The organism is Streptomyces sp. NPDC001732 (assembly GCF_053596315.1).
Genome location: NZ_JBSFFY010000012.1, coordinates 97,895 through 122,435, shown reverse-complemented (window position 1 = coordinate 122,435; position 24,541 = coordinate 97,895). Strand labels below are relative to the sequence as shown.

Genomic DNA, 24,541 nt, shown 5'->3' with positions numbered 1-24,541 from the left:
TTCACCGGCAGGTCGCCGTCGGCGCCGAGGGGGCGCGCGATGAGGGTGCTGCTGCTCGGAGCCAACGGGTTCCTCGGCCGCTTCGTGGCCGACCGCCTGCTCGCCGACCCCGCCGTGCACCTCACGGCACTCGGTCGCGGTGACGACGCCGACGTGCGGTTCGACCTGGCCAGCGGCAGCCCCGGCGCGCTGACCCGCTTCCTGGACGCCGTCCACCCCGGCGTCGTCGTCAACTGCGCGGGCGCCACCCGCGGTGGCGCGCGCGAGCTGACCCGTCACAACACCGTCGCCGTCGCCACCGTCTGCGAGGCGATGCGACGCAGCGGCTGCAAGGCCCGCCTCGTCCAGGTCGGCTGCTCCTCGGAATACGGGCCCTCGCAGCCCGGCTCGTCCACCGCCGAGGACGCGCTGCCGCGGCCCGGCGGCCCGTACGGCGTCAGCAAGCTCGCCGCCACCGAACTCGTCCTCGGCTCCGACCTCGACGCGGTCGTGCTGCGGGTCTTCTCCCCGGTCGGGCCCGGCACCCCGGCCGGCTCCCCGCTCGGCAGGCTCGCCGAGGCGATGCGCCGGGCCATGCAGTCCGGGGACGGCGAGCTGAAGCTCAGCGGCCTCGGTGTGCAGCGCGACTTCGTCGATGTGCGCGACGTCGCGCGCGCCGTGCACGCCGCCTCGCTCTCCGCCGCCCAGGGCGTCGTCAACATCGGTACCGGACGCGCCGTGCGCCTGCGGGACGCGGCCGCCGTCCTCGCCAGGGTCGCCGGATACGCGGGCGCGCTCCACGAGCTGGACGGGCCCCCGCCCCGGCTGCCCATCGGCGCCCAGCGCACCTCCAACGAGTCGGTCATCGAGCACCTCTCGGCGACCCCGTCCCCCTACCCCGACGGCTGCGGAGCCTGGCAGCAGGCCGACGTCCGCACCGCCAGGGACCGGCTCGGCTGGCGCCCCCGGATCAATCTGGAGGAGTCCCTCGCCGACATCTGGATGGAGGCGGCGTGCCGTATCTGACCGCCACCGGAACAGCCCCCAGAACCTGTGGCGCCGAGCAGGTCGGCTTCGGCGTCCCCGGCTGCGCGCACCCGCTGCTCGCCCCCGCCGAATGGGCCGAACTGGCCCGCCCCGGCACCCCGCTGCACTGGGCCGTCCTCAACATCGACAACGGCCCCGGCAGCCGCCCCGATCCGCACTGCCTGGAGGCCGCGGGCCGACTGCGCAACGCACGGGAGCGGGCCGTGCACGACGAGGACCCGCGCGACTCGGTCCGGGCGGCGGGCGGCAGGCTGCTCGGCCACCTCGACCTGGCCCTCGGCGGCCGGCCCTTCGAGGAGCTGATCGCCGACGCGCGGTCCTTCCTCGACTGGTACCGCGTCGACGGCTTCTACCTCGACCGCTGCCCGGCCGAACGCGCCGGGCTCCCGGCGGTGCGCCGTCTCACCGGCACGCTTGCCGCGCTCCTCGACGCCGGGGACCGGCCGCGCGGGGAGGGGCGCGGGCCACTGGTGCTCGCGCCCGGCACCCACCCGTACCCCGGCTACGCGGAGGCCGCCGACCAGTTGGTGACCTTCTGCGGCCCGTGGACCGACTACCGCTGGTCGCAGGTGGCGGAGTGGACCGCGGCCTATCCGCCGGAGAAGTTCGCGCACTTCGTCCACGGCGTCCCGCGCACCCACCTCGAAGAGGCCATGCGCATCGCCCGCTGGCAGGGAGCAGGCACGATCTTCTTCACGGATCGAGACGGTCAACGCGGACGAATGGACCCATTCGCGACGCTGCCCAGGTACTGGGACGAAATCGTCTCGCGGATCGGACCAGGTATCTCGGAATGAGAAGGGGCGTGGCAGTGTTACCGGAAGAACAACCGTACGCCGTTGAAGTACGTAGAAACCGACCACCTGCATTGTTGAGGTTCCTGTGTCGCTGCCACCCCTGGTCGAGCCAGCTGCTGAGCTCACCGTCGACGAGGTCCGCAGGTACTCCCGCCACCTGATCATCCCGGATGTCGGGATGGACGGACAGAAGCGGCTGAAGAACGCGAAGGTGCTCTGCGTCGGCGCCGGCGGTCTGGGGTCGCCGGCCCTGATGTACCTGGCCGCGGCCGGTGTGGGCACGCTCGGCATCGTGGAGTTCGACGAGGTCGACGAATCGAACCTGCAGCGCCAGATCATCCACAGCCAGTCCGACATCGGCCGTTCCAAGGCCGAGTCCGCCAGGGACTCGGTGCTCGGCATCAACCCGTACGTGAACGTGGTCCTTCACGAGGGACGGCTCGAAGCCGACAACGTGATGGACATCTTCGCCCAGTACGACCTGATCGTGGACGGCACGGACAACTTCGCCACCCGCTATCTGGTCAACGACGCGGCCGTACTGCTGAACAAGCCGTACATCTGGGGCTCGATCTACCGGTTCGACGGCCAGGCGTCCGTCTTCTGGTCCGAGCACGGCCCCTGCTACCGCTGCCTCTACCCGGAGCCGCCCCCGCCGGGCATGGTTCCCTCCTGCGCCGAGGGCGGCGTGCTCGGGGTGCTCTGCGCCTCCATCGGCTCCATCCAGGTCAACGAGGCCATCAAGCTGATCGCCGGCATCGGCGACCCGCTGGTCGGCCGGCTGATGATCTACGACGCCCTGGAGATGCAGTACCGCCAGGTCAAGGTCCGCAAGGACCCCGACTGCGCGGTCTGCGGCGAGAACCCCACCGTCACCGAGCTCATCGACTACGAGGCCTTCTGCGGCGTCGTGTCCGAGGAGGCCCAGGAGGCGGCGGCCGGTTCCACGATCACTCCCAAGCAGCTCAAGGAGTGGATCGACACGGACGAGAAGATCGAGATCATCGACGTCCGCGAGCCGAACGAGTACGAGATCGTCTCGATCCCCGGCGCCAAGCTGATCCCGAAGAACGAGTTCCTGATGGGCAACGCCCTCCAGGACCTCCCGCAGGACAGGCGCATCGTCCTGCACTGCAAGACCGGCGTCCGCAGCGCCGAGGTCCTCGCGGTCCTCAAGTCGGCAGGCTTCGCCGACGCGGTGCACGTGGGCGGCGGCGTGATCGGCTGGGTCAACCAGATCGAGCCCGAGAAGCCGGTGTACTGAGCACGACGCACCGGAACACCGAACACGGCGAGGGGGCCGGTCCGCACGGACCGGCCCCCTCGCCGTATCGATTCTGTGGACCGCCCTACGAGCAGGTCTTCCCGTCCTCCGGGACCTTCCCGTCGAGGAAGTACGTGTTCACGGCCGACGTCACACAGGCGTTCCCGCCGTACGCGCCGTGCCCCTCGCCCTTGTTGGTGAGCAGGACGCCGACACCCCTGCCCAGCTCGTCCGCCATCTTCCGGGCACCCTCGTACGGCGTCGCCGGGTCACCGGTCGTGCCCACGACCAGGATCGGACCGGCGCCCGGAGCGCTCGTCTCCGGGTTGTCGTGCTCACCCTCCACCGGCCACTGCGAGCACCAGCCCGCCGTGTCCCACGCCAGGAACGGCCCGAACACCGGGGACAGCTTCCGGAACTCCGGCAGGAGCGCCCTGGCCTCGTCCGCCGTCGGCCGGAGCCTGCTGTCCGCGCAGGAGATGGCGCGCTGCGAGTGGCTCTGGGTGTCGTAGTGCCCCTTCTCGTCACGGCCGTTGTACGAGTCGGCGAGCTGGAGCAGCCTGGTGCCGGTGCCGCTCTTCTCCGCCTCGTCCAACGCCTGTGTCAGATAAGGCCAGTTGCTCTTGGAGTAGAGCGGCATGACGATTCCGGTGACGGCCAGGGAGTCGTTCAGCTCGCGGCCCGAGGCGGTGGGCAGCGGCTTCTTGTCGATGCGCTCCAGCAGCCGTGCGATGCGCCGCGTGCCCGCCTTCGGGTCCTGGCCCCGGTCCTTGAGGTAGTTCTCCAGGGCCCGCTGGAAGCCGGTCGCCTGGTTGCGGGCGTGCCCGACGACGTCCGCGGTCGGGTCGACGACGGCGTCCAGGACGGTGCGTCCGACGTTCCGGGGGAAGAGGTGGGCGTAGGTGCCGCCGAGCTCGGTGCCGTACGACATGCCGAAGTAGGTGAGCTTCCGGTCGCCGAGCACCTGGCGGACCAGGTCCATGTCGCGGGCGGCGTTCACCGTGCCGACGTGCGGCAGGAGCCTGCCGGAGCGGCGCTCGCAACCGGCGCCGAAGTCCGCGCCGTCCTTCAGGAACGCCGCCTCCTCCGCCGCCGTGTCCGGAGTCATGTCGATCTTCCGGAAGGAGTCCTCCTGCTCCTTGTCGGTGCGGCAGTTCACCCCCTCGCTGGCCGCGACCCCGCGCGGGTCGAAGCCCACCAGGTCGTACCGGGAGTTGAGCTCCCCGTACGAACCGGCGGCGCGCGGCAGTATCGAGACCCCCGAACCGCCGGGGCCGCCGAAGTTGAACAGCATCGAACCGAGGCGCCGCCCCGTGTTCTCGGCCTTCTTGCGGATCAGCGCGATCCCGACCGTCCCGCCGTCCGGCTTCGTGTAGTCCAGCGGCACCCGGACCGTCGAGCACTGCCACTGAGGGCCGGGCGCGCTGCCGCCCTCCGGGGCCTCGCAGCGCTTCCAGTCCGGCTGCTGGGAGGTGAGGGAGGCGGGCAGCGGGGGCAGACCGGCCTGTTCCTCCGGCGCGGCCGACGGATCGCCGGCCGGGGACGCCGCGCCGCGGTCCGTGCGGTCGGCCGGTTTGTCGTCCGTCTCCCCGCCGCAGCCCGCGAGCAGGCCCGTCAGCAGAAGTGCGGTGCCGGCCAGAGCTCCGGCGCGTGCGTGTGCGGCCACGTCGTACGTCCTCCCCGTTGTTGCCCGTACCCACGGCGCACGGGGCGTGCCTGTCGTCGTGGCGTACGGCGGTGCCTGCAGCTGAGGCGTGCAGAAGTCCGCTCATGCTAAGGGCTGTCCCACGGGCCGCGGCCGGGCGCCGGGTCCGGGCGTGGTGTCCGGCCGTGGCGCCCGGACGCGGCGCGACGGGCCCGTCCGGTTCCGCTCGCCGGACGGGCCCCGGGTCACGAGGGGGAGCGTTCCTACGCGCAGACGGTTCCGGCCGCCGGAACCTTGCCGTCCAGCAGATAGCTGCCCACGGTCTTCTGCACACAGGCGTTGCCGCTGTTGTACGCGCCGTGCCCCTGGCCCTTGTACGTCATCTGCACGCCGACGTCATCGCCCAGCGCGTCCGTCATCGCCTTGGCGCCCTCGTACGGCGTCGCCGGGTCGCCGGTGTTGCCGATGACGAGGATGGGGGCCGAGCCCGGGGCACTGACGTCCGGGGTCTTCCAGGCGCCCGCGACCGGCCAGTCGGTGCAGGCCAGCAGACCCCAGCCGAGGTAGTCCCCGAAGATCTTCGAGGCGGACCGGAACTCCGGGAGCTTGGCCTCGGTCTGCTCCGCGGTGAACCGCTCCTTGGAGTCGGCGCAGTTGATGGCGGTGTTGGCGGCCATCGAGTTGTCGTAACGGCCGTCCTGCGAACGGCCGTTCAGCGAGTCGGCGAGGGCGAGGAGGAGCGCTCCGTTGCCGCCCTCGGCCTCGTCCACCCCCTGCTCCAGCAGCGGCCAGGTCTCCCTGGAGTAGAGCGCGGTCGCGATGCCGGTGATGGCCAGGGTCTGGGTCAGCGGGCGCGAGCCGAGACCCTCGACCGGCTTCTTCTCCAGCGAGGCGAGCAGACCGGAGATGCCCTGCTCGACCTCCGCGGGGGTGGAACCGGCGAGCTTGCAGTTGGCACCGCGGTTCACACAGTCCTGGGCGAAGTTGTCCAGCGCGAGCTGGAAGCCCTTGGTCTGGCCGAGCGAGGACTGCTCGGAGTTCTGGGTCGGGTCCACCACCGCGTCCAGCACCGCCCTGCCGACGTTCTTCGGGAACAAGTGGGCGTACACACCGCCCAGTTCGGTGCCGTACGAGATGCCGAAGTAGTACAGCTTCTTGTCGCCGAGCACCTGGCGGATCAGATCCATGTCACGGGCGGCCTCGGTGGTGCCGACGTGGGGGAGCTGGTTGCCGGAGTTCCGCTCGCAGGCCTCCGCGAACGTCCTGGTGCTCTTGACGAGGGTCTTCACCTCCGCGGGGGTGTCCGGCGTGCCGTCGATCTCGTAGCGGGCGTCGAGCTCCTTGTCGCTCTCGCACCGCACCCCCGCGCTGCGGCCCACGCCGCGCGGGTCGAAGCTGACCAGGTCGTAGCGGGCGCGGAGCTTGTCGTAGTCCCTGCCGAAGGCGGGCAGGGTGGCGACGCCGGAGGCGCCGGGCCCGCCGAAGTTGAAGACGAGGGAACCGATCCGCTTGCTCTGGTCCCGGGCCCTGGCCCGGATGAGCGCCAGCTGGATCGTTCTGCCGTCGGGCTTCGCGTGGTCGAGCGGGACCCGCATGAACGAGCACTCCCAGGGAGGGCCGCCGGGCAGCGGGGTCGGCGCCTTTCCGCCGCCCTGCGCCGGGACCGGGGCGGGGCAGGGCTTCCACGTCAGTTCCTGGGAGGCGAGGTCGCCGGAGCCGGTCGTCTCGGCGGCGTTCGCCGCCAGCGGCGAGCTGCGCGGCCCGGTGCCTTCCTCGGTGCCGCTCTTCGAGCAGGCGGTGACGGGCAGGAGCACGGTGACGACGGCGGCCAGAGCGGCGGCGCGCAGGGCGGGGGAGGTCCTCATGGGCCCATCGTGCGGGGCGAACCGGAGGGGTGCACGGGACACCGGTCCAAGCGGGTGGTCGGGACACGGACCGTCGCCCGACTGGCCTCGCCGACCACCCGTCCGGAGGCTGAGGAGCCGTCAGGACACGTTCGGTGGACCGGGAGGAGAGGGGGCGTCAGGCTCCCGCGTCCGGCCGGGCCAGTTCGCCGTCGGCTCGTTCGCCACCTCGGACAACACCTGCGCGAACTGCCGGGGCGGCTGGCAGTCCAACTGCCTGCACCGCGAGTTCATGAGCACCTGCCAGGCCGACTACGTGCGCATCCCCACGCCCAGGGCACCCTGGTCGCCACGGACGGTCACCCGGCCGACGCGTCCTGCCCGGTCTGCTCGCCGTCTCCGACGCGATGGGCACCGGTCGGTACGCCGCCCTGGCCGCCGAGGTCGGGCCCGGCTCCACCGCCGTCGTCGTCGGCGACGGGGCGGTCGGCCTGTGCGGGGTGATCGCCGCGAAGGAGATGGGTGCGGAGCGGATCATCGCGATGAGCCGCCACGAGTCCCGGCAGAACCTCGCCCGCGAGTTCGGCGCCACCGACATCGTCGCCGAGCGCGGTGAGGAGGGCATCGCCCGGATCAAGGACCTCACCGGCGGGATCGGCGCCGACAGCGTGCTGGAGTGCGTCGGTACCGCCCAGGCCATGCGGCAGGCGCTGCACTCGGCCCGGCCCGGCGGAAACGTCGGCTTCGTCGGCGTCTCCCACGAAGTGGCGATCGACGGGCAGGAACTGTTCTTCTCCCACGTCGGCCTGCGCGGCGGTCCCGCCCCCGCACGCCGCTACCTGCCCGACCTGATCGAACGCGTCCTGACCGGCCGCATCGACCCGGGCAGGGTCTTCGACCTCGTCCTGCCCCTGGACCGGGTCGCCGAGGGCTGCAGGGCCATGGACGAACGCCGCGCCGTCAAGGCCCTCCTCAAGCCCTGACCCGACCGCTCCCCGCCCTCCCCCGGGGAGCGTCTTCCCGGGGGAGTGGGGAACCGTCAGAGTTCGCCCTTGCGGGTCAGGTGGTTGAAGCAGAGCCAGCCGGGAAGCACCGGGAGCCACAGCGTCAGCAGCCGGTACAGCAGCACGGCCGGGGCCGCGACCTCCTTCGGCAGGCCGACCGCGATCAGGCCCAGGGTCAGCGCGCCCTCCACCGCGCCCATGCCGCCCGGCGTGGGCGCCGCCGAGCCCAGGGCGTTGCCGGCCAGGAAGACCACCGCGACGCTGGCGTAGCTGAGGTGCGGTACGTCCGGGCCGCTGAACGCCCGGATCGAGGCGTCCAGGCACAGCACGAACAGGAGGGTCAGCAGCAGCATCCCGCCGATGCCCGTCAGCAGCTTCTGCGGCCGCTGCACCACGTCGAGCATCCGCGGCACGACCCCGGCGAACAGCGACCGCACCCGCGTCACCACGAACTTCCGCAGGAACGGAACCGCCGTCACCACCAGCACCAGCACGGCGACCGTCAGCAGCCCGGCGATCACGGTCCTGGACGGGGTGAGCGAGGACGAGGTCCGCTCGGTGCCGGTCAGATAGCCGAACGCCGCCAGCAGCAGGATGTGGCAGCCGAGACCGAAGAGCTGCGAGGCGCCGACACTCGCCACGGCGAGCCCCGGCCGCACCCCGGCCCGCTGCAGGAAGCGGGTGTTCAGCGCCACCCCGCCGACCGCGGCCGGGGCGACGATCTTCACGAAGGACCCGGCGACCTGCGCCAGCACCGTCTTGCCGAACGACACCCGCTCGGGCACGAAGCCCAGCAGGCTCATCGAGGCCGCCACATAACTGAGGGCGGAGAAGCCGACGGCGGCGGCCACCCAGCCCCACTCCGCCTGCTCGACGACCGCGCCGAAGTCGGCCTGGGTGACCTGGGAGATGAGGAAGTACGCGGCGATCGCACCGGCGATGCAGCTCACGAGGGTGCGCGGCTTGATGCGCTCCAGCCGCACCGGCTCGACCGGCGCCTGCGGCCGGATCAGCAGCACCTGCTGCCGCATCTGGGAGAGCAGGTCCTCCTCGCGGGCCCCCTCCAGCGCGTCGTCCAGGGCCCGCTTCTCGGCCTGTTTCTGGTTGCGGAGTGCCTTTCGGTCGGCCTTGCGGCCCGGTTTCCGGCCGGTACGGTCGTCGGCCTCGGCCTCGGTGACGGTGTCGGCCGCCCCCTCCGGGGCAGCGTGCTCCTGGGCCCTGGCCCGCCGGGCCGCGTCCGACGCCTCCAGCACCGCCTCGCGCTCCCGCTGCGAACGCTCCCGGGCCAGCCGACGCAGCGTCGCACGGGTCGAGCGGCTCAGCGCGATCGGCTGGAGCAGCGGCAGACAGTCGGCGACGGCATCGGGGCCGAGGACCTCCAGGGCTCCGGCCACGGCCCGCTCGGCACCCACCCGCAGACCGGTGGTGGTGAGCAGCTGGGCCACGTCCATCCGCAGCACCAGATCGCCGGCCGCGATCTCGCCGCCGCGCAGATCGGTGACGAACACCTTGCCGGAACGATCCACCAGGATGGCGTCACCCGTGAGCCTGCGGTGCGCGATTCTTCGTGACTGGAGCGACTTCACCTGGCGCCAGGCGCCGCGCAGCACCTCGTCGGTGATCTCCAAGTCCTCCAGCGCGTCCAGGGAACGGCCGCCGATGTGCTCGTACACCAGCATCACGGCGTCGGGACCGAGCTCGGAGGTGGCGATCAGCTTGGGGGCGTTGGCCCCGGCGGCGATCGCCGCGTACGCGAGCAGCGCCTCCTGCTCCAGGGCCTGGCGCAGCGACTGGATGGAACTGCGCTGGGTGATGCCGCGCAGGGTGAGCCTGCGCCACAGCCGGTAGAAGAAGCCCTGGGCCTGCTGTTCGCGGTCGACGACCGTGACGTCGAGCGGCGCCCCGTCCTCCAGGGACACCAGATAGCGGCGCCCCCGGTCGCTCTGGTCGCCCGAGTCGGGGGTGTCCTCGGCGCGCATCGCGGTGACGGGGCGGAAGCCGACGTGACGCAGGCCGGCCATCAGGTGCTGACCGGTCGGCCGGACGTTGGGCGAGCCGACCGTGTACAGCGTGCCGTACGCGACGGTCCAGCCGATCAGCACGGTCAGGACGATCGAGAACGGGGTCGTGTAGCCGCCGACCAGCATGGCGAACGCGTCGAGCAGCAGCACCACCCACAGCACCACCCGCCAGCGCGGCCGTCTCGCCATCCCGACCGCCGTCATGTACGCGATCACGGGGGCGAGATAGCCGTGCACGGGGTCGGTGAGCGCGTCCCCCGGCTGTGGCTGGGTCAGGGCGTCCTTGATGGTGCCGGGGGCGTATCTGGAAACCCAGAGGTCGGTGGCGAGGGTGACGCCGTGCGCCAGTACGGCGGCGAGCACACCGTCGGCGATCCGCAGCCCGTCGCGTTTGATCAGCCGCTCGATCGCGAACGCGACCGGGACGAGCAGCACGGCGATGCTGGAGACCAGACCGGCGAGCTTGATCAGGACGTCGGGCGCCTGGCCGGTGCCCTTGTTGATGTCCTGTTCGAGACCGGCGGTGGTGCCGTGGGCGAACGCGGCGATCGAGAACAGGACGGCGATCGCCAGGATCCCGATGAGGAGCCGCATGAGGTCGGAGGGGCGGTGGACCCGGGCGGGAAGCAGCGGTTCGTCCCCCGAGACGCGTTCGGCCTGTTCCCGCGCGACGGTCGAGAGCGTCGATCCGGCCGGATGCCCGGGGGCGGCCTCTCGCTCCGCACCGGCCCCGGCCGCGTCCGGACCGGACCCCTCGAAGGGCGTGCGGGACGCGTCGGCGCGGCCCTTCCCGGCGGATGCGCGGGGCGCGTCCGGATGGGGCTCGGCATCAGGGGCGTCCGCCGCCTTCGGTGGCTGCACGCCCTGCTCCTTCGTCGCCTCTGATGGTTCTTCGTGGTCTCGTATCACCGGTCACCGCCTGCACGATGGTGGCACGGCCCGGCGCCGGAGGGGGGCATCAGGGTGCACCGCCCGGACGCGCGAAGCGCAAAATACGCCCCTTTCCCTCCGCACGCACGCCCTGTGGACGGCGGCACGCGGACCGTGGACGAAAGCACCCGGACCGGGCCGGGCTGTCGGTGGTGTACGGCAGGATGGGCCGGATGAGCCAACACCGGACGAACGGCGGGACGAACGGCGGGGCGGGCGCCGACCGGGCAGGAGACGACCGGCCGGGCGCCGGGCCGACGGTCCACGAGCTGCCGGAGTACGCGGAGCGGGTGCTCGACGTCGCCGAGCTGATCCCGCCCGGCCGCGTCATGACGTACGGCGACGTCGCCGAGTGGCTGGGCGACGGGGGCCCGCGCCAGGTCGGCCGGGTCATGGCGCTGTACGGGTCCGCGGTGCCGTGGTGGCGCGTGGTGCGGGCCGACGGGGCGCTGCTGCCCGGCCACGAGCTGCGGGCGCTGGACCACTACCGCGAGGAGGGCACCCCGCTGCGCGAGGCGTCGCGCGGCGCTGAGGGCCATCTGCCGCGCCTGGACATGAAGCGGGCGCGGTGGGACGGCGTCACCACGGGCGGGGGCGCGGACCGGGACAGGGGCGGAGGTGCTCATATCTGACAGCTTCGGCCATTCGGCGGCGCGACGGGCGACGCCGGGCCCGTACGACACGAGGGGCGTGCGGGAGTGGACGCCCGGCGGGACGTGCGCCGCGAGCCGGGGCAGGACCTGCGACGAAGGCCCCGAGGGGGCCGTCGACGGGGCCCGCGCCGCGGAACGCACCGGCTCCCGCCGGACCGGATGTGCAGGTTCCTGCGCAGCGGGACGCGCCGTTTTCCGCAGGATCGGACGCATCGGACGCATCGGTTCCTGTCGAGATGTGCGGGTCGGAGCACTCAGGACACCCGGAGCACTCAGGGCGCGGGGCACCCGTGATGTGCGTGATGCGCACGATGCATGTGACGTACGTGATGCGCGTGAAGCACGTGATATCTGCAACGTGCGTGATGTCGGACACGGTCGGGCGTACGGTGCGACCTCCGACGGCGTCCGCGCCCCGGAACGTGACGAGGCACGCAGCGCCCGCGCCCCGCATCGCGTCACCGCTGGCGTAGCGTCGTCAGTTCGCGCCCCGCACCGCACCTTCACCACCAGCACACCCACCAGGACCGGCGATCCACGTGAGTTCCTCCTCCTTCACCCGGCACAGTCCGCACCGTCAGGCACGACGGCGGACCGCGGGCGCGTACCGCCTGGTGCGTACTCCGCCGGGCTCCGTGGACCCCCCCCTTCTGGACGCGGCACAGCGCGCGGTGGTTGATCATCCCGGCGGCCCGCTCCTGGTGCTCGCCGGCCCCGGCACCGGCAAGACGACCACGCTCGTCGAGGCGGTCGCCGCCCGGGTCGCGCGGGGCGCCGACCCCGCCCGCCTCCTGGTGCTCACCTTCAGCCGCAAGGCGGCCGTGGAGCTGCGCGACCGGATGGCCGCCCGGCTCGGTGCCGCCCGCGGCCCGCAGGCCACCACGTTCCACTCCTTCTGTTACGCGCTGGTCCGTGCCCACCAGAACGCCGATCTCTTCGCCGAACCGCTGCGGCTGCTCTCCGGGCCGGAGCAGGACGTCACCGTCCGCGAACTGCTCGCCGGCCAGCTCGAACTGGAACGGGAGGGCTTCCCCCACATCCGCTGGCCCGACGAACTGCGGGCCTGCCTGACCACGCGCGGCTTCGCCGACGAGGTGCGCGCGGTGCTGGCCCGCAGCCGGGAGCTGGGCCTGGGACCGGACGCGCTGGCCGACTTCGCCCGCCGCACCGGCCGGCCCGACTGGGGCGCCGCCGCCGAGTTCCTCGCCGAGTACCTGGACGTGCTGGACGCGCAGGGAGTGCTGGACTACGCGGAGCTGGTGCACCGCGCCGTGCTCCTCGCGGAGCGCCCCGAGGTGGCGGCGCTGCTCGCGGGGCAGTACGACGCCGTGTTCGTCGACGAGTACCAGGACACGGACCCGGCCCAGGTGCGGCTGCTGCACGCGCTGGCGGGCAACCGGGGGAGCGCCCGGGGCGCCGGGGGCGGCCGGGACCTGATCGCCTTCGGTGACCCGGACCAGTCGATCTACGCGTTCCGGGGCGCCGACGTGAACGGCATCCTCGACTTCCCGGAGACGTTCCGGCGGGCGGACGGCGCCCCGGCCCCGGTCGGCGTGCTCACCACCTCGCGCCGGTCCGGGGCACAGCTGCTGGCCGCCACCCGGCTGCTGACCCGCCGGATGCCGCTGACCCGGCTCCCCTCGGAGAAGGTCCGCGCCCACCGGGAGCTGACCGCGGTCCACGAGGGCGGGAGAGCGGAGGCGTACACCTACCCGACCGCCTCCACCGAGCTGGACAACATCGCGGACCTGCTGCGCCGGGCCCACCTGGAGGACGGCGTCCCGTGGAACGAGATGGCGGTGCTCGTACGGGCCGGAGGCCGCACGATCCCCTCGCTGCGCCGGGCCCTGACGTCGGCCGGTGTGCCCCTGGAGGTCGACGGTGACGACCTTCCCCTGCGCCATGAACCGGCGGTGGCCCCGCTCCTGACCGCCCTGCGCGCGGTCGCCACGGCAGCCCTGCACCGGGGCACGCCGGACGGGGAGGGGGACGAGAGCGGGAACGGGAACGGGGACGGGGGAGGCGTGGCGTCGGCCGGGAGCGCCGAGGTCCCGGAGGCGGATGTTCCGGGGACAGGTGCTCCGGAGGCGGATGCTTCAGGGGCAGATGCTCCGGAGGCGGCCGAGGAGACTGCGGCCCCCCCTCAGGAGGGCGGCCCGGCATTCGCACCGGCCCCAGACCCAGCCCCCGCCTCCGACGACGAGGCCCCCTGGCTGGACACCGAGACCGCCCTGACCCTCCTCGCCTCCCCTCTCGGCTCCATGGACGCGGCCGATCTGCGCCGCCTCGGCCGGGCCCTGCGCGACGAGGAGCGGGCCGCCGGGAACCGCGTACCGGCGCCCTCCGGCGACCTGCTGGCCCGTGCGCTCGCCGAGCCCGAACGGCTCGTCGCACACGATCCGGCGTACGCCCGCGGGGCCCAGCGCCTCGGCGCGCTCCTGCGCAAGGCGCGCGAGCTGCTCGAAGGGGGCGGCACCGCGGAGGAGGCGCTGTGGACGCTGTGGTCCGGCACCCCGTGGCCGGGGCGGCTGGAACGCGCCGCCCTGCGCGGCGGCGCGGCCGGACGCAACGCCGACCGCGACCTCGACGCGGTCTGCGCGCTCTTCGACACCGCGGCCCGCGCCGAGGAGCGCACCGGCGGGCGCGGCGCGCTCAACTTCCTGGAGGAGGTCGACGCCCAGGACATCGCCGCCGACACCCTCTCCCGGCGCGTGGTGCGCCCCGACGCCGTACGGCTGATGACCGCGCACCGCTCCAAGGGCCTGGAGTGGCGCCTCGTCGTCGTCGCGGGGGTGCAGGAGGGGCTCTGGCCGGACCTGCGCCGCCGGGGTTCGCTGCTGGAGGCGGACCGGATCGGCCGCGACGGGCTGGCCGAACCACTCGCCCCCGGCGCCCTCCTCGCCGAGGAGCGCCGGCTCTTCTACGTCGCGGCGACCCGAGCCCGCGAACGCCTCGTCGTCACCGCCGTGAAGGCCCCCGCCGACGACGGCGACCAGCCGTCCCGCTTCCTCGCCGAACTCGGCGTCGAACCGCGCGACGTCACCGGCCGCCCGCGCCGCCCCCTCGCCGTCGCCGCGCTCGTCGCCGAGCTGCGCGCCACCACCGTCGATCCCGAGGCGTCCGACGCCCTGCGCGAGGAGGCCGCCCGCCGCCTCGCCCGCCTCGCCGCGCTCACCGACGACGAGGGCGCCCCGCTCGTCCCGGCGGCGCACCCCCACCGCTGGTGGGGCCTGTACGAACCGACCCGGTCCGCCGTGCCGCTCCGCGACCGGGACCGCCCCGTGGCGCTCTCCGGCAGCGCGCTCGACCAGCTCGCCAACACCTGCGCGCTCCAGTGGTTCCTGGGCCGCGAGGTGAAGGCGGACGCACCGGCCACGGCGGCCCAGGGCTTCGGCAACGTCGTCCACGTACTCGCCGACGAGGTGGCCTCCGGGCGCACCCCCGCCGATCTGGACGTCCTGATGGAACGGCTGGAATCGGTCTGGGACGGCCTCGTCTTCGACGCCCCCTGGAAGTCCCGGCAGGAGAAGGAACAGGCCCGGATCGCCCTCGAACGCTTCCTGCGCTGGCACGTCATGGACCGCACCGGCCGCACCTCCGCCGCGAGCGAGCACGACTTCGACGTGACGCTGGAGGCGGGGGAGTACGAGGTGCGCATCCGGGGCTCCATGGACCGCGTCGAGCAGGACGCCGAGGGCCGGGCCTACGTCGTCGACTTCAAGACCGGCAAGCAGGCCCCGACCAAGGACGAGGTCGCCCGTCACCCCCAGCTCGCGGTGTACCAGCTGGCCGTCCGGGAAGGGGCGGTCGACGAGGTCTTCGACGGCCGGCGCCCCGAGCCCGGCGGCGCCGAACTGGTGCAGCTGCGCCAGGGCGCCGCGAAGAAGGAGGGCGGCGACGCCCTGCCCAAGGTGCAGGCGCAGGAACCGCTCGACGGAGGAGGCGGCGGGGACGGCGGGGGCGAGTGGGTCTCCGACCTGCTGGCCACGGCCGCGGGCCGGGTGCTGGACGAACGCTTCACGCCCTCGACCGGCCAGCACTGCGGGCACTGCGCCTTCCGGGCCTCGTGCAGCGCCCAGCCGGAGGGCCGCCACATCCTGGAATGAGCCCCTCCGGAGAGAGGGGAGGAGCGGGACGGCCCGGGGGTGGAACAGGCCACGGGGGGCGAACCATGGGAACGATGGTGCGCACGGGGCGTGCGCACGGACCGGTGGACCGGTGGGGGCCGCGCGGTGTCAGTGCGTACGGCTAACCTCCCTGGGGTGTCCTCACGCATCACCGATCCCGAGCAGCTCAAGGAGCTCCTCGGGATTCCGTTCACCCCCGAGCAGACGGCCTGCATCACCGCACCTCCCGCACCGCAGGTGATCGTCGCCGGGGCCGGGTCCGGGAAGACCACGGTGATGGCGGCCCGCGTGGTGTGGCTGGTGGGGACCGGCCAGGTGGCCCCCGAACAGGTCCTCGGGCTCACCTTCACCAACAAGGCGGCCGGCGAGCTCGCCGAGCGCGTCCGCAAGGCCCTGATCGCGGCCGGGGTCACCGATCCGGACGCGATCGACCCGGACAACCCGCCGGGCGAGCCCAGCATCTCCACGTACCACGCGTTCGCAGGCCGGCTCCTCACCGAGCACGGGCTGCGCATCGGGCTCGAACCCACCACCCGCCTCCTCGCCGACGCCACCCGCTACCAGCTCGCCGCCCGCGTACTGCGCGAGGCCCCCGGCCCCTACCCGGCCCTGACCAGGTCGTTCCCCACTCTGGTCAGCGATCTGCTGGCCCTCGACGCCGAGCTCGCCGAGCACCTCGTACGCCCCGAACAGCTCGCGGAGCACGACACCGACCTCCTGCGCACACTCGAATCGGCCCGGCTCACCAACGCCGAACTGCGCAAGGTCCCCGAGACCACCGAGGCCCGACGCGAACTGCTCCAGCTGACCCGCCGCTACCGCGAGGCCAAGCGGAGCCGCGACCTCCTCGACTTCGGCGACCAGATCGCGCTCTCCGCCGAACTGGCGCTCACCCGCCCCGAGGTCGGCGCGATCCTGCGCGACGAGTTCCGGGTCGTCCTGCTCGACGAGTACCAGGACACCTCCGTCGCCCAGCGCCTGCTGCTCTCCGCCCTCTTCGGCCGCGGCCCCGAGCCCGGCCCCGAAACCCCTGCCGGCACCGGCACCCCCGCCGACACCGACACCGGCACGGCCGAGAGGGCGGTCGCGACCGGGCACGCCGTCACCGCCGTCGGCGACCCCTGCCAGGCGATCTACGGCTGGCGCGGCGCCTCCGTCGCCAACCTCGACGACTTCCCGCGCCACTTCCCGCACGCCGACGGCACCCCCGCCACCCGTTACTCCCTCAGCGAGAACCGCCGCAGCGGCGGCCGGCTCCTCCACCTCGCCAACGGTCTCGCCACCCCGCTGCGCGCCATGCACGAGGGCGTCGAGGCGCTGCGCCCCGCCCCGGGCGCCGAACGCGACGGCGTCGTCCGCTGCGCCCTGCTCCGTACCCACACCGAGGAGATCGACTGGCTCGCCGACTCGATCGCCCACCTGGTGAGGACCGGCAAGGAGCCCGGCGAGATCGCCGTCCTGTGCCGGACGGCGGGCGACTTCCCGGAGATCCAGGCCGCGCTCGTGGCCCGCGAGGTCCCGGTCGAGGTCGTCGGCCTGTCCGGGCTGCTGCACCTTCCCGAGGTCGCCGACCTCGTCGCGGTCTGCGAGGTCCTCCAGGACCCCGGGGCCAATGCCTCCCTGGTCCGGCTGCTCACCGGCCCCCGCTGGCGCATCGGCCCCCGCGACCTGGCCCTGCTCGGCCGCCGGGCCCGGCTCCTCGTCCACCGCGCGGCCCACGGCGACGACGAGGACTTCGACCCCGACCGCCGTCTCGCCGAGGCCGTCGAGGGCATCGACCCGGCCGAGGTGATCTCGCTCGCCGACGCGCTGGACACCTTCCTCGAATCCGGCGGGGAGGCGGACGACGGGCTTCCGTTCTCCGCCGACGCCCGGGTCCGCTTCGCTCGCCTCGCCGCCGAACTGCGCGACCTGCGCCGCTCGCTGGCCGACCCCCTGATGGACGTACTGCACCGGGTCCTCGCCACCACCGGCCTGGAGGTCGAACTCTCCGCGTCGCCACAGGCCCTGGCCGCCCGCCGCCGCGAGACCCTCGGCAACTTCCTGGACGTCGCGGCCCGTTTCGCCGCCGTCGAGAGCGAGGCCACCCTCCTCGCCTTCCTCGGCTTCCTGCGCACCGCCGTCCAGTACGAGAAGGGCCTGGACAACGCCCTGCCCGGCGGCGAGAACACCGTCAAGGTCCTCACCGCCCACAAGTCCAAGGGCCTGGAGTGGGACGTCGTCGCCGTGCCCGGCCTGGTCACCGGCCAGTTCCCCAGCGGCCAGTCCCGCGACGCCTGGACCTCCCAGGCCAAGGTCCTGCCGCACGCCCTGCGCGGGGACCGGGCCACCCTCCCCGTCATCCACTCCTGGGACGCCAAGGGCCTCAAGGGCTTCAAGGAGGAGATGAAGGAGCACCAGTACACCGAGGAGCTCCGCCTGGGGTACGTCACCTTCACCCGGCCCCGCACCCTGCTGCTCGGCTCCGGCCACTGGTGGGGCCCGTCCCAGAAGAAGCCGCGCGGCCCGTCCGGCTTCCTGCACGCGCTGTACGAGCACTGCGCGGCCGGAAACGGCGAGATCGAGGTCTGGGCCGACGAACCGGCCGAGGACGAGGAGAACCCGGCGCTCGCGGAGAAGACCGCCGACCAGGCATGGCCGCTCCCCCTCGACGACACCGCGCTGGCCCGCCGCCGCGCCGCCGCCGACGCGGTGATGGCCCACCTGGAGGCCCTGGCCGGGACAGGAGGCGCGCAGGACGAGCCGTACGAGCAGTACGAGCCCCCCTCCCCGCACAACGGCCCGTACGACGAGGCTCCGTTTCCCGACGAGCCGTACGAGGACGACCTGTACGACGGCCCGTTCCCTGACGACCCGTTCCCCGACGGCCTGTACGAAGACGGCCCGCTCTCCGACGACGAGACGTACACCGCCACCGCCACCGCCACCGCTGCCGACACCGACAGCACCGACAGCACCGACTGGGCCGACAGCACCGCGCGGCCCCGTCAGCCCCACATCCCCGCCGCCCGCGCCCCCGAGGAGGAGCGCCCCGCGCCCGCCGGGACGCACCGCCTCACCCCCGAGGAGGCCCGCACCCTCGCCTCCTGGGACCGCGACCTCGACGCGCTCACCGGCGAACTGCGCCGTGCCCGCGCCACCGTGCGCGACGTCCTCGTCCCCGCCTCGCTCTCCGCCACCCAGCTGCTGCGCCTCGCCGACGACCCCGAGGGCTTCGCCCAGGAGCTGGCCCGCCCGATGCCGAGGCCCCCGCAGCCCGCGGCCCGCCGGGGCACCCGCTTCCACGCCTGGGTGGAGTCCCGCTTCGAGGAGCTGCCGCTGCCCATGCTCGGCCCCGACGAGCTGCCCGGCGGCGACGGGAACGAGGCCGAGATCGCCGACGAGCGCGACCTCGCCGAACTCAAGGAGGCGTTCGAGCGCACCCCGTACGCCCGCCGCACCCCGTACCGCGTCGAGACGCCGTTCCAGATCACCCTGGCCGGCCGGGTGGTCCGGGGCCGCATCGACGCGGTGTACCGCACCGGGAACACGTACGAGATCGTCGACTGGAAGACCACCCGCACCAACACCGCCGACCCCCTCCAGCTCGCGGTCTACCGCCTGGCCTGGGCCGAGCTGCACGACCTGCCGCTCACCGACGTCACCGCCACGTTCCTGTACGTACGCAGCGGCGAGACCGTCCGCCCCAGCCGCCTCCCCGGCCGGGCGGAACTGGAACGGATCCTGCTCGATGAACAACCGGACTAGCCCCGGCCAGCCGTACCGACCCCGTACCGAGGGCGGAAGGACCCCATCGGGCGAGGCACTAGGCTCAAGGCCATGAGCGACACCCCGGACAACGCCGTCCGTACGTACACCGAGCAGCACCGCACAGCCTTCCTCGACGACCTCGCCGCCTGGCTGCGCATCCCGTCCGTGTCCGCCCAGCCGGAGCACGACGGGGACGTACGGCGCAGCGCCGAGTGGCTCTCCGCCAAGCTGGAGGAGACCGGCTTCCCGGTCGCCGAGATCTGGGAGACGCCCGGCGCCCCCGCGGTCTTCGCCGAGTGGCCGTCCGACGACCCGGACGCCCCGACCGTCCTCGTCTACGGGCACCACGACGTCCAGCCCGCCGCCCGCGAGGACGGCTGGGCCACCGACCCGTTCGAGCCGGTGATCCGGGACGGCCGCATGTACGGGCGGGGCGCCGCCGACGACAAGGGGCAGGTGTTCTTCCACACACTCGGTGTCCGGGCCCACCTCGCCGCCACCGGCCGCACCGCCCCCGCCGTCAACCTGAAGCTCCTGATCGAGGGCGAGGAGGAGTCCGGCTCCCCGAACTTCCGCGCCCTGGTCGAGGAACGGGCCGCCCGGCTCGCCGCCGACGCCGTGATCGTCTCCGACACCGGCATGTGGAACGAGACGACCCCCACGGTCTGCACCGGCATGCGCGGCCTCGCCGAGTGCGAGATCGAGCTGTACGGCCCCGAGCAGGACATCCACTCCGGCTCGTTCGGCGGCGCGGTCCCCAACCCGGCGACCGCCGTCGCCCGGCTCGTCGCCGCGCTGCACGACGCGGACGGCCGGGTCGCGATCCCCGGGTTCTACGACGGCGTCACGGAACTCACCGACACCGAGCGCGCGCTCTTCGCCGAGCTGCCCTTCGACGAGGACACCTGGCTGCGCACCGCCAAGTCCCGCGCCGCGTCGGGCGAGACCGGCTACTCCACGCTGGAACGCGTCTGGGCCCGCCCCACCGCCGAGGTCAACGGCATCGGAGGCGGCTACCAGGGTGCGGGCAGCAAGACGATCATCCCGTCCTCCGCCATGGTGAAGATCAGCTTCCGGCTGGTCGCGGGCCAGGACCCCGACCACGTCCAGCAGGTGGTCCGGGCCTGGGCCGAGACGCAGGTCCCCGCCGGGGTCCGGCACCGGATCGCCTTCGCCCCGGCCACCCGCCCCTGTCTGACCCCGCTGGACCACCCCGCCCTGCAGGCCGTGGCCCGCGCCATGGGACGGGCCTTCGGCCAGAAGATCCTCTTCACCCGGGAAGGGGGCTCGGGACCCGCCGCCGACCTCCAGGACGTGCTCGGCGCCCCCGTCCTCTTCCTGGGCATCTCCGTACCGTCCGACGGCTGGCACGCCCCCGACGAGAAGGTCGAGCTCGACCTCCTGTTCAAGGGCGTGGAGACGACCGCGCACCTCTGGGGCGAACTGGCCGCCGCACTCCGCTGAATCCTCTGAACACCCGATCCATCCCGGGGGAGTAGGAAGCACCTGTGAGCACCTTCGACAACGCCACCGTGGACCGTCCCATCGGTCTCACCGCGCCCAGTGGCATCGACCGCGCCGCGCACCACCGCCTCGACGAAGCATGGCTGTCCGCCGCGTGGAGCCACCCGACCACCCGCGTGTTCGTCGTCTCCGGGGGCCAGGTGCTGATCGACGACACGGCCGAGGGCGGCACGGAGATCGTCATGACCCCGGCCTTCGAGGCCCCGCTCACCGAGAACCACCGCTACTTCCTCGGCACCGACGAGGACGGCGTCAGCTACTTCGCGCTCCAGAAGGACTCCCTGCCCGGCCGCATGGACCAGCCGGCCCGCCCGGCCGGTCTGCGCGAGGCCGGCCTGCTGCTCGGCCCGCGCGATGCGGGGCTGATGGCACACGCGGTGGCACTGGAGAACTGGCAGCGCCTGCACCGCTTCTGCTCGCGCTGCGGCGAGCGCACGGTCATCGCGGCGGCCGGTCACATCCGCCGCTGCCCGGCCTGCGGCGCCGAGCACTACCCGCGCACCGACCCGGCGGTCATCATGCTGGTGACGGACGAGAAGGACCGCGCCCTGCTGGGCCGTCAGGTGCACTGGCCCGAGGGCCGCTTCTCGACGCTCGCGGGCTTCGTCGAACCGGGGGAGTCGATCGAGCAGTCCGTGGCGCGCGAGGTGTTCGAGGAGGCGGGGGTCACGGTCGGCGAGGTCGAGTACATCGCCAGCCAGCCCTGGCCGTTCCCGTCCAGCCTGATGCTCGGCTTCATGGCCCGTGCCACCTCCTCCGAGATCAACGTGGACGGCGAGGAGATCGAGGAGGCCCGCTGGTTCTCCCGCGAGGACCTGACGGCCGCCTTCGAATCGGGCGAGATCCTGCCCCCGTACGGCATCTCGATCGCGGCGCGCCTGATCGAGCTCTGGTACGGCAAGCCGCTCCCGAAGCCGGGCAGCATCGGCTGACGCACGACGGAACCGGGCCGGGACGCACCTGACGTTCCGGACCCGGACGCACCTGCCGTTCAGGGCCGGGGCGCACCCGCAGCCCCGGGCCGGGGCGCACCCGGACGAGCGCTCCCGGGCACGTACGGGAACGCCCCCTCCGCGACCGGAGGGGGCGTCTTCAGCCGCGGCAACGGCGGGAGTTGCGGGGATCAGGCGGCGAGCGCCTGCTTCACCTGCGCCAGGGACGGGTTCGTCATGACGGCCTCGGCACCCGTGGAACCGATCACCAGGACGGTGGGAACGGTCTGGTTGCCCCCGTTGGCCTTCTCGACGAAGGCCGCGGACTCCGGGTCCTGCTCGATGTTGATCTCGTTGTACGCGATGCCCTCGCGGTCCATCTGGCTCTTGAGCCGACGGCAGTAACCGCACCACGTGGTGCTGTACATCGTCACAGTGCCCGGCATGTCTTCGCGCTCCTCTGGCTCGTCTGTCTTCTCGGACTCGGTCCCGGTCCGACTCGGTACCGGACCCGGTCTCGTTCGTTCTCTTCGCAGTCTCATCCGTCGCGCGGAGAAGCTGGAAAGTGCGCCACCGTGAAACGCGGCACCGCACGGAAGGGGAACGTACGAGAGCCGAGCACCATTCCCGCCACCGCCCTCCCGATGTCGCCCCCGCACCGTCCCGCCCCGCCCGGGGCCGCCCCATACGAGGCCGCCCCGTATTAGTACGACGGATGCGGCTCCCCTGTGGACAACCTCCGCGCCCGTCTCTTCCGACCTGGCAGCATGGCGGGGTGACAGCAGCAACGCATTCCCTCCTCTTCCCGCAGGTCCCCGAGTCGGCCGACGCCGTGCTCGACGGCCTGGACCCCGAGCAGCGCGAGGTCGCCACGGCCCTGCACGGCCCGGTGTGTGTGCTGGCCGGAGCCGGTACGGGCAAGACGCGCGCGATCACCCATCGCATCGCGTACGGGGTGCGCGCGGGGATACTCCAGCCGGCGAGCGTGCTCGCCGTCACGTTCACCAACCGGGCCGCAGGCGAGATGCGGGGACGGCTGCGCCAGCTCGGCGCGAGCGGTGTGCAGGCGCGGACGTTCCACTCCGCCGCCCTGCGTCAGCTCCAGTACTTCTGGCCGAAAGCCGTCGGGGGCGAGCTGCCCCGGCTGCTGGAGCGCAAGGTCCAGCTCGTCGCCGAGGCCGCGGCCCGCTGCCGCATCCGTCTCGACCGCAACGAGCTGCGGGACGTCACCAGCGAGATCGAGTGGTCCAAGGTCACCCAGACCGTGCCCGCCGACTACCCGGCCGCGGTCGCCAAGGCCCAGCGTGACGCCCCTCGGGACCCGGCCGAGATCTCCCAGATCTACGCGACGTACGAGCAGCTGAAGCGCGACCGCTCGGTGATCGACTTCGAGGACGTGCTGCTGCTCACCGTCGCCATCCTCCAGGACCGGCACGACATCGCCGACCACGTCCGCCGCCAGTACCAGCACTTCGTCGTCGACGAGTACCAGGACGTCAGCCCGCTCCAGCAACGCCTGCTCGACCTCTGGCTCGGCGACCGGGACAACCTCTGCGTCGTCGGTGATGCCGGCCAGACGATCTACTCCTTCACCGGAGCCACCCCCGATCACCTGCTGAACTTCCGCACCCGCCACCCCGGCGCGACGGTCGTCAAGCTCGTCCGGGACTACCGCTCCACCCCCCAGGTCGTCCACCTGGCCAACGGAGTGCTCGGCCAGGCCCGGGGCCGCGCCGCGGAACACCGGCTCGAACTGATCTCGCAGCGCGACCCCGGCCCCGAGCCCGCCTGCACGGAGTACGCCGACGAGCCCGCGGAGGCCGAGGGCACCGCCCGCCGCATCCGCGACCTGATCGCGGCGGGCGTACCGGCCGGTGAGATCGCCGTGCTCTACCGGGTCAACTCCCAGTCCGAGGTCTACGAGCAGGCCCTGGCCGATGCAGGCGTGCCGTACCAGCTGCGGGGCGCGGAGCGCTTCTTCGAACGGGCGGAGGTGCGGGAGGCGGGCGTCGCCCTGCGCGGCGCGGCCCGCGCGGGGAGCAACGACTCCCTGCTCGACGACGCGGAGGGGCTGCCCGCGGAAGTGCGCGCGGTGCTCTCCACCAAGGGCTGGACCCCGGAACCGCCCGCGGGCTCCGGCGCGGTGCGGGACCGCTGGGAGTCCCTGGCCGCCCTGGTCCGGCTCGCGGAGGATTTCGAACGGGCCAAGCCGGGCGCCACGCTCTCCGACCTGGTGGCGGAGCTCGACGAGCGGGCCGCCGCCCAGCACGCCCCCACGGTCCAGGGCGTCACCCTCGCCTCGCTGCACTCCGCGAAGGGCCTGGAATGGGACGCCGTGTTCCTGGTCGGGCTGACCGAGGGCATGATGCCGATCGCCTACGCCAGGACCGACGAACAGATCGAGGAGGAGCGCCGACTGCTGTACGTCGGTGTCACCCGGGCCCGCCTGCACCTCACCCTGTCCTGGTCGCTCTCCCGCTCGCCCGGCGGCCGTGCCGGCCGACGCCCGAGCCGCTTCCTGAACGGGCTGCGCCTCGGTTCGGCGCCCCTCGGTGCGCGGCGCGGCGCGGCGACCGGTACCGGCGGGATCGAAAGAGGCTGGAGCCAGGGCCAGGGCCAGGGCCAGGGCCCGGTCGCCAGGCGCGGCCGACGCGGCCCGGCGCGGTGCCGGGTCTGCGGCAGGACCCTCACCGACGCGGGCGAGATGAAGCTGATGCGCTGCGACGACTGCCCCTCCGACATGGACGAGGCACTGTACGAGCGGCTGCGCGACTGGCGGGCGGTCAGGGCGAAGGAGATCGGCCAGCCCGCGTACTGCGTGTTCACCGACAGGACACTGATGGCGATCGCCGAGGCCGTGCCCGGAAGTGAGGGCGAGCTGGCCGGTATCTCCGGCGTCGGAGCACGGAAGCTGGGCCGGTTCGGGACGGCGGTCCTGGCCATTTGCGCAGGTGGGACAGTGGATGAAGTGCTTGGGGAAGCCGATGATGAGACGTGAGAAAAAATCGTCGAAAAAATAGTTTG

General features: G+C 73.0%; 13 protein-coding genes and 1 pseudogene. 10 read left to right on the top strand and 4 right to left on the bottom strand.

The window, feature by feature from the left end:
• The first annotated feature begins 39 nt into the window (after positions 1-39).
• From ACWCXX_RS15475 to moeZ, 3 genes are all read left to right on the top strand, one after another.
• Entirely contained in the window at positions 40-1,005 is a 966-nt protein-coding gene (locus ACWCXX_RS15475) for an NAD-dependent epimerase/dehydratase family protein (protein WP_451127294.1), read from the top strand.
• Positions 993-1,823: a spherulation-specific family 4 protein gene (locus tag ACWCXX_RS15470; RefSeq protein WP_451127292.1), complete on the top strand. Its 831-nt coding sequence runs from the start codon at positions 993-995 to the stop codon at positions 1,821-1,823. Before ACWCXX_RS15475 ends, ACWCXX_RS15470 begins: the two co-directional genes overlap by 13 nt.
• An 85-nt stretch (positions 1,824-1,908) precedes the next feature.
• Positions 1,909-3,087, top strand: a complete 1,179-nt coding sequence (moeZ, locus tag ACWCXX_RS15465) for an adenylyltransferase/sulfurtransferase MoeZ (protein ID WP_451127290.1) — start codon at positions 1,909-1,911, stop codon at positions 3,085-3,087.
• Between the two features lie 85 nt (positions 3,088-3,172).
• On the opposite strand, the gene ACWCXX_RS15460 is transcribed toward moeZ, so the two are convergent.
• Together ACWCXX_RS15460 and ACWCXX_RS15455 are read right to left on the bottom strand one after the other, a co-directional pair.
• Complete coding sequence (locus ACWCXX_RS15460) at positions 3,173-4,753, bottom strand: alpha/beta hydrolase (RefSeq protein WP_451127288.1); 1,581 nt, start codon at positions 4,751-4,753, stop codon at positions 3,173-3,175.
• Between the two features lie 242 nt (positions 4,754-4,995).
• Entirely contained in the window at positions 4,996-6,597 is a 1,602-nt protein-coding gene (locus tag ACWCXX_RS15455; RefSeq protein WP_451127286.1) for an alpha/beta hydrolase, read from the bottom strand.
• Between the two features lie 166 nt (positions 6,598-6,763).
• On the opposite strand from ACWCXX_RS15455, the pseudogene ACWCXX_RS15450 reads away from it, so the two are divergent.
• Positions 6,764-7,559: pseudogene (locus ACWCXX_RS15450) on the top strand (zinc-binding dehydrogenase); the annotation flags it as partial.
• Between the two features lie 56 nt (positions 7,560-7,615).
• Here ACWCXX_RS15450 and ACWCXX_RS15445 read toward each other — a convergent pair.
• Positions 7,616-10,462, bottom strand: a complete 2,847-nt coding sequence (locus tag ACWCXX_RS15445) for a lysylphosphatidylglycerol synthase transmembrane domain-containing protein (protein ID WP_451127284.1) — start codon at positions 10,460-10,462, stop codon at positions 7,616-7,618.
• A 242-nt stretch (positions 10,463-10,704) separates the two neighbouring features.
• Between ACWCXX_RS15445 and ACWCXX_RS15440 the strand changes: the two genes are divergently transcribed.
• The 5 genes from ACWCXX_RS15440 to nudC all read left to right on the top strand — a co-directional run bounded on the left by ACWCXX_RS15440 (position 10,705) and on the right by nudC (position 21,517).
• Entirely contained in the window at positions 10,705-11,163 is a 459-nt protein-coding gene (locus tag ACWCXX_RS15440) for an MGMT family protein (protein ID WP_451127282.1), read from the top strand.
• A gap of 560 nt (positions 11,164-11,723) precedes the next feature.
• The gene (locus ACWCXX_RS15435; RefSeq protein ID WP_451127280.1) at positions 11,724-15,290 is read left to right on the top strand and encodes an ATP-dependent helicase; all 3,567 of its coding nucleotides are present in this window, start codon (positions 11,724-11,726) and stop codon (positions 15,288-15,290) included.
• A 156-nt stretch (positions 15,291-15,446) separates the two neighbouring features.
• Positions 15,447-19,058 (top strand): UvrD-helicase domain-containing protein, encoded by a 3,612-nt coding sequence (locus ACWCXX_RS15430; protein ID WP_451127278.1) that lies wholly within the window; start codon positions 15,447-15,449, stop codon positions 19,056-19,058.
• A 72-nt stretch (positions 19,059-19,130) separates the two neighbouring features.
• Complete coding sequence (locus ACWCXX_RS15425) at positions 19,131-20,525, top strand: dipeptidase (RefSeq protein WP_451127276.1); 1,395 nt, start codon at positions 19,131-19,133, stop codon at positions 20,523-20,525.
• Between the two features lie 44 nt (positions 20,526-20,569).
• Entirely contained in the window at positions 20,570-21,517 is a 948-nt protein-coding gene (gene nudC, locus ACWCXX_RS15420) for an NAD(+) diphosphatase (RefSeq protein WP_451127274.1), read from the top strand.
• A gap of 191 nt (positions 21,518-21,708) precedes the next feature.
• Here the strand turns inward: nudC and ACWCXX_RS15415 are convergent, their stop codons facing one another.
• Positions 21,709-21,963, bottom strand: coding sequence for a mycoredoxin (locus ACWCXX_RS15415; protein WP_451127272.1), 255 nt, complete (start codon positions 21,961-21,963; stop codon positions 21,709-21,711).
• A 269-nt stretch (positions 21,964-22,232) separates the two neighbouring features.
• On the opposite strand from ACWCXX_RS15415, the gene ACWCXX_RS15410 reads away from it, so the two are divergent.
• On the top strand, positions 22,233-24,515 hold the full coding sequence (locus tag ACWCXX_RS15410; RefSeq protein WP_451127270.1) for an ATP-dependent DNA helicase UvrD2: 2,283 nt from the start codon (positions 22,233-22,235) through the stop codon (positions 24,513-24,515).
• Positions 24,516-24,541 lie beyond the last annotated feature (26 nt).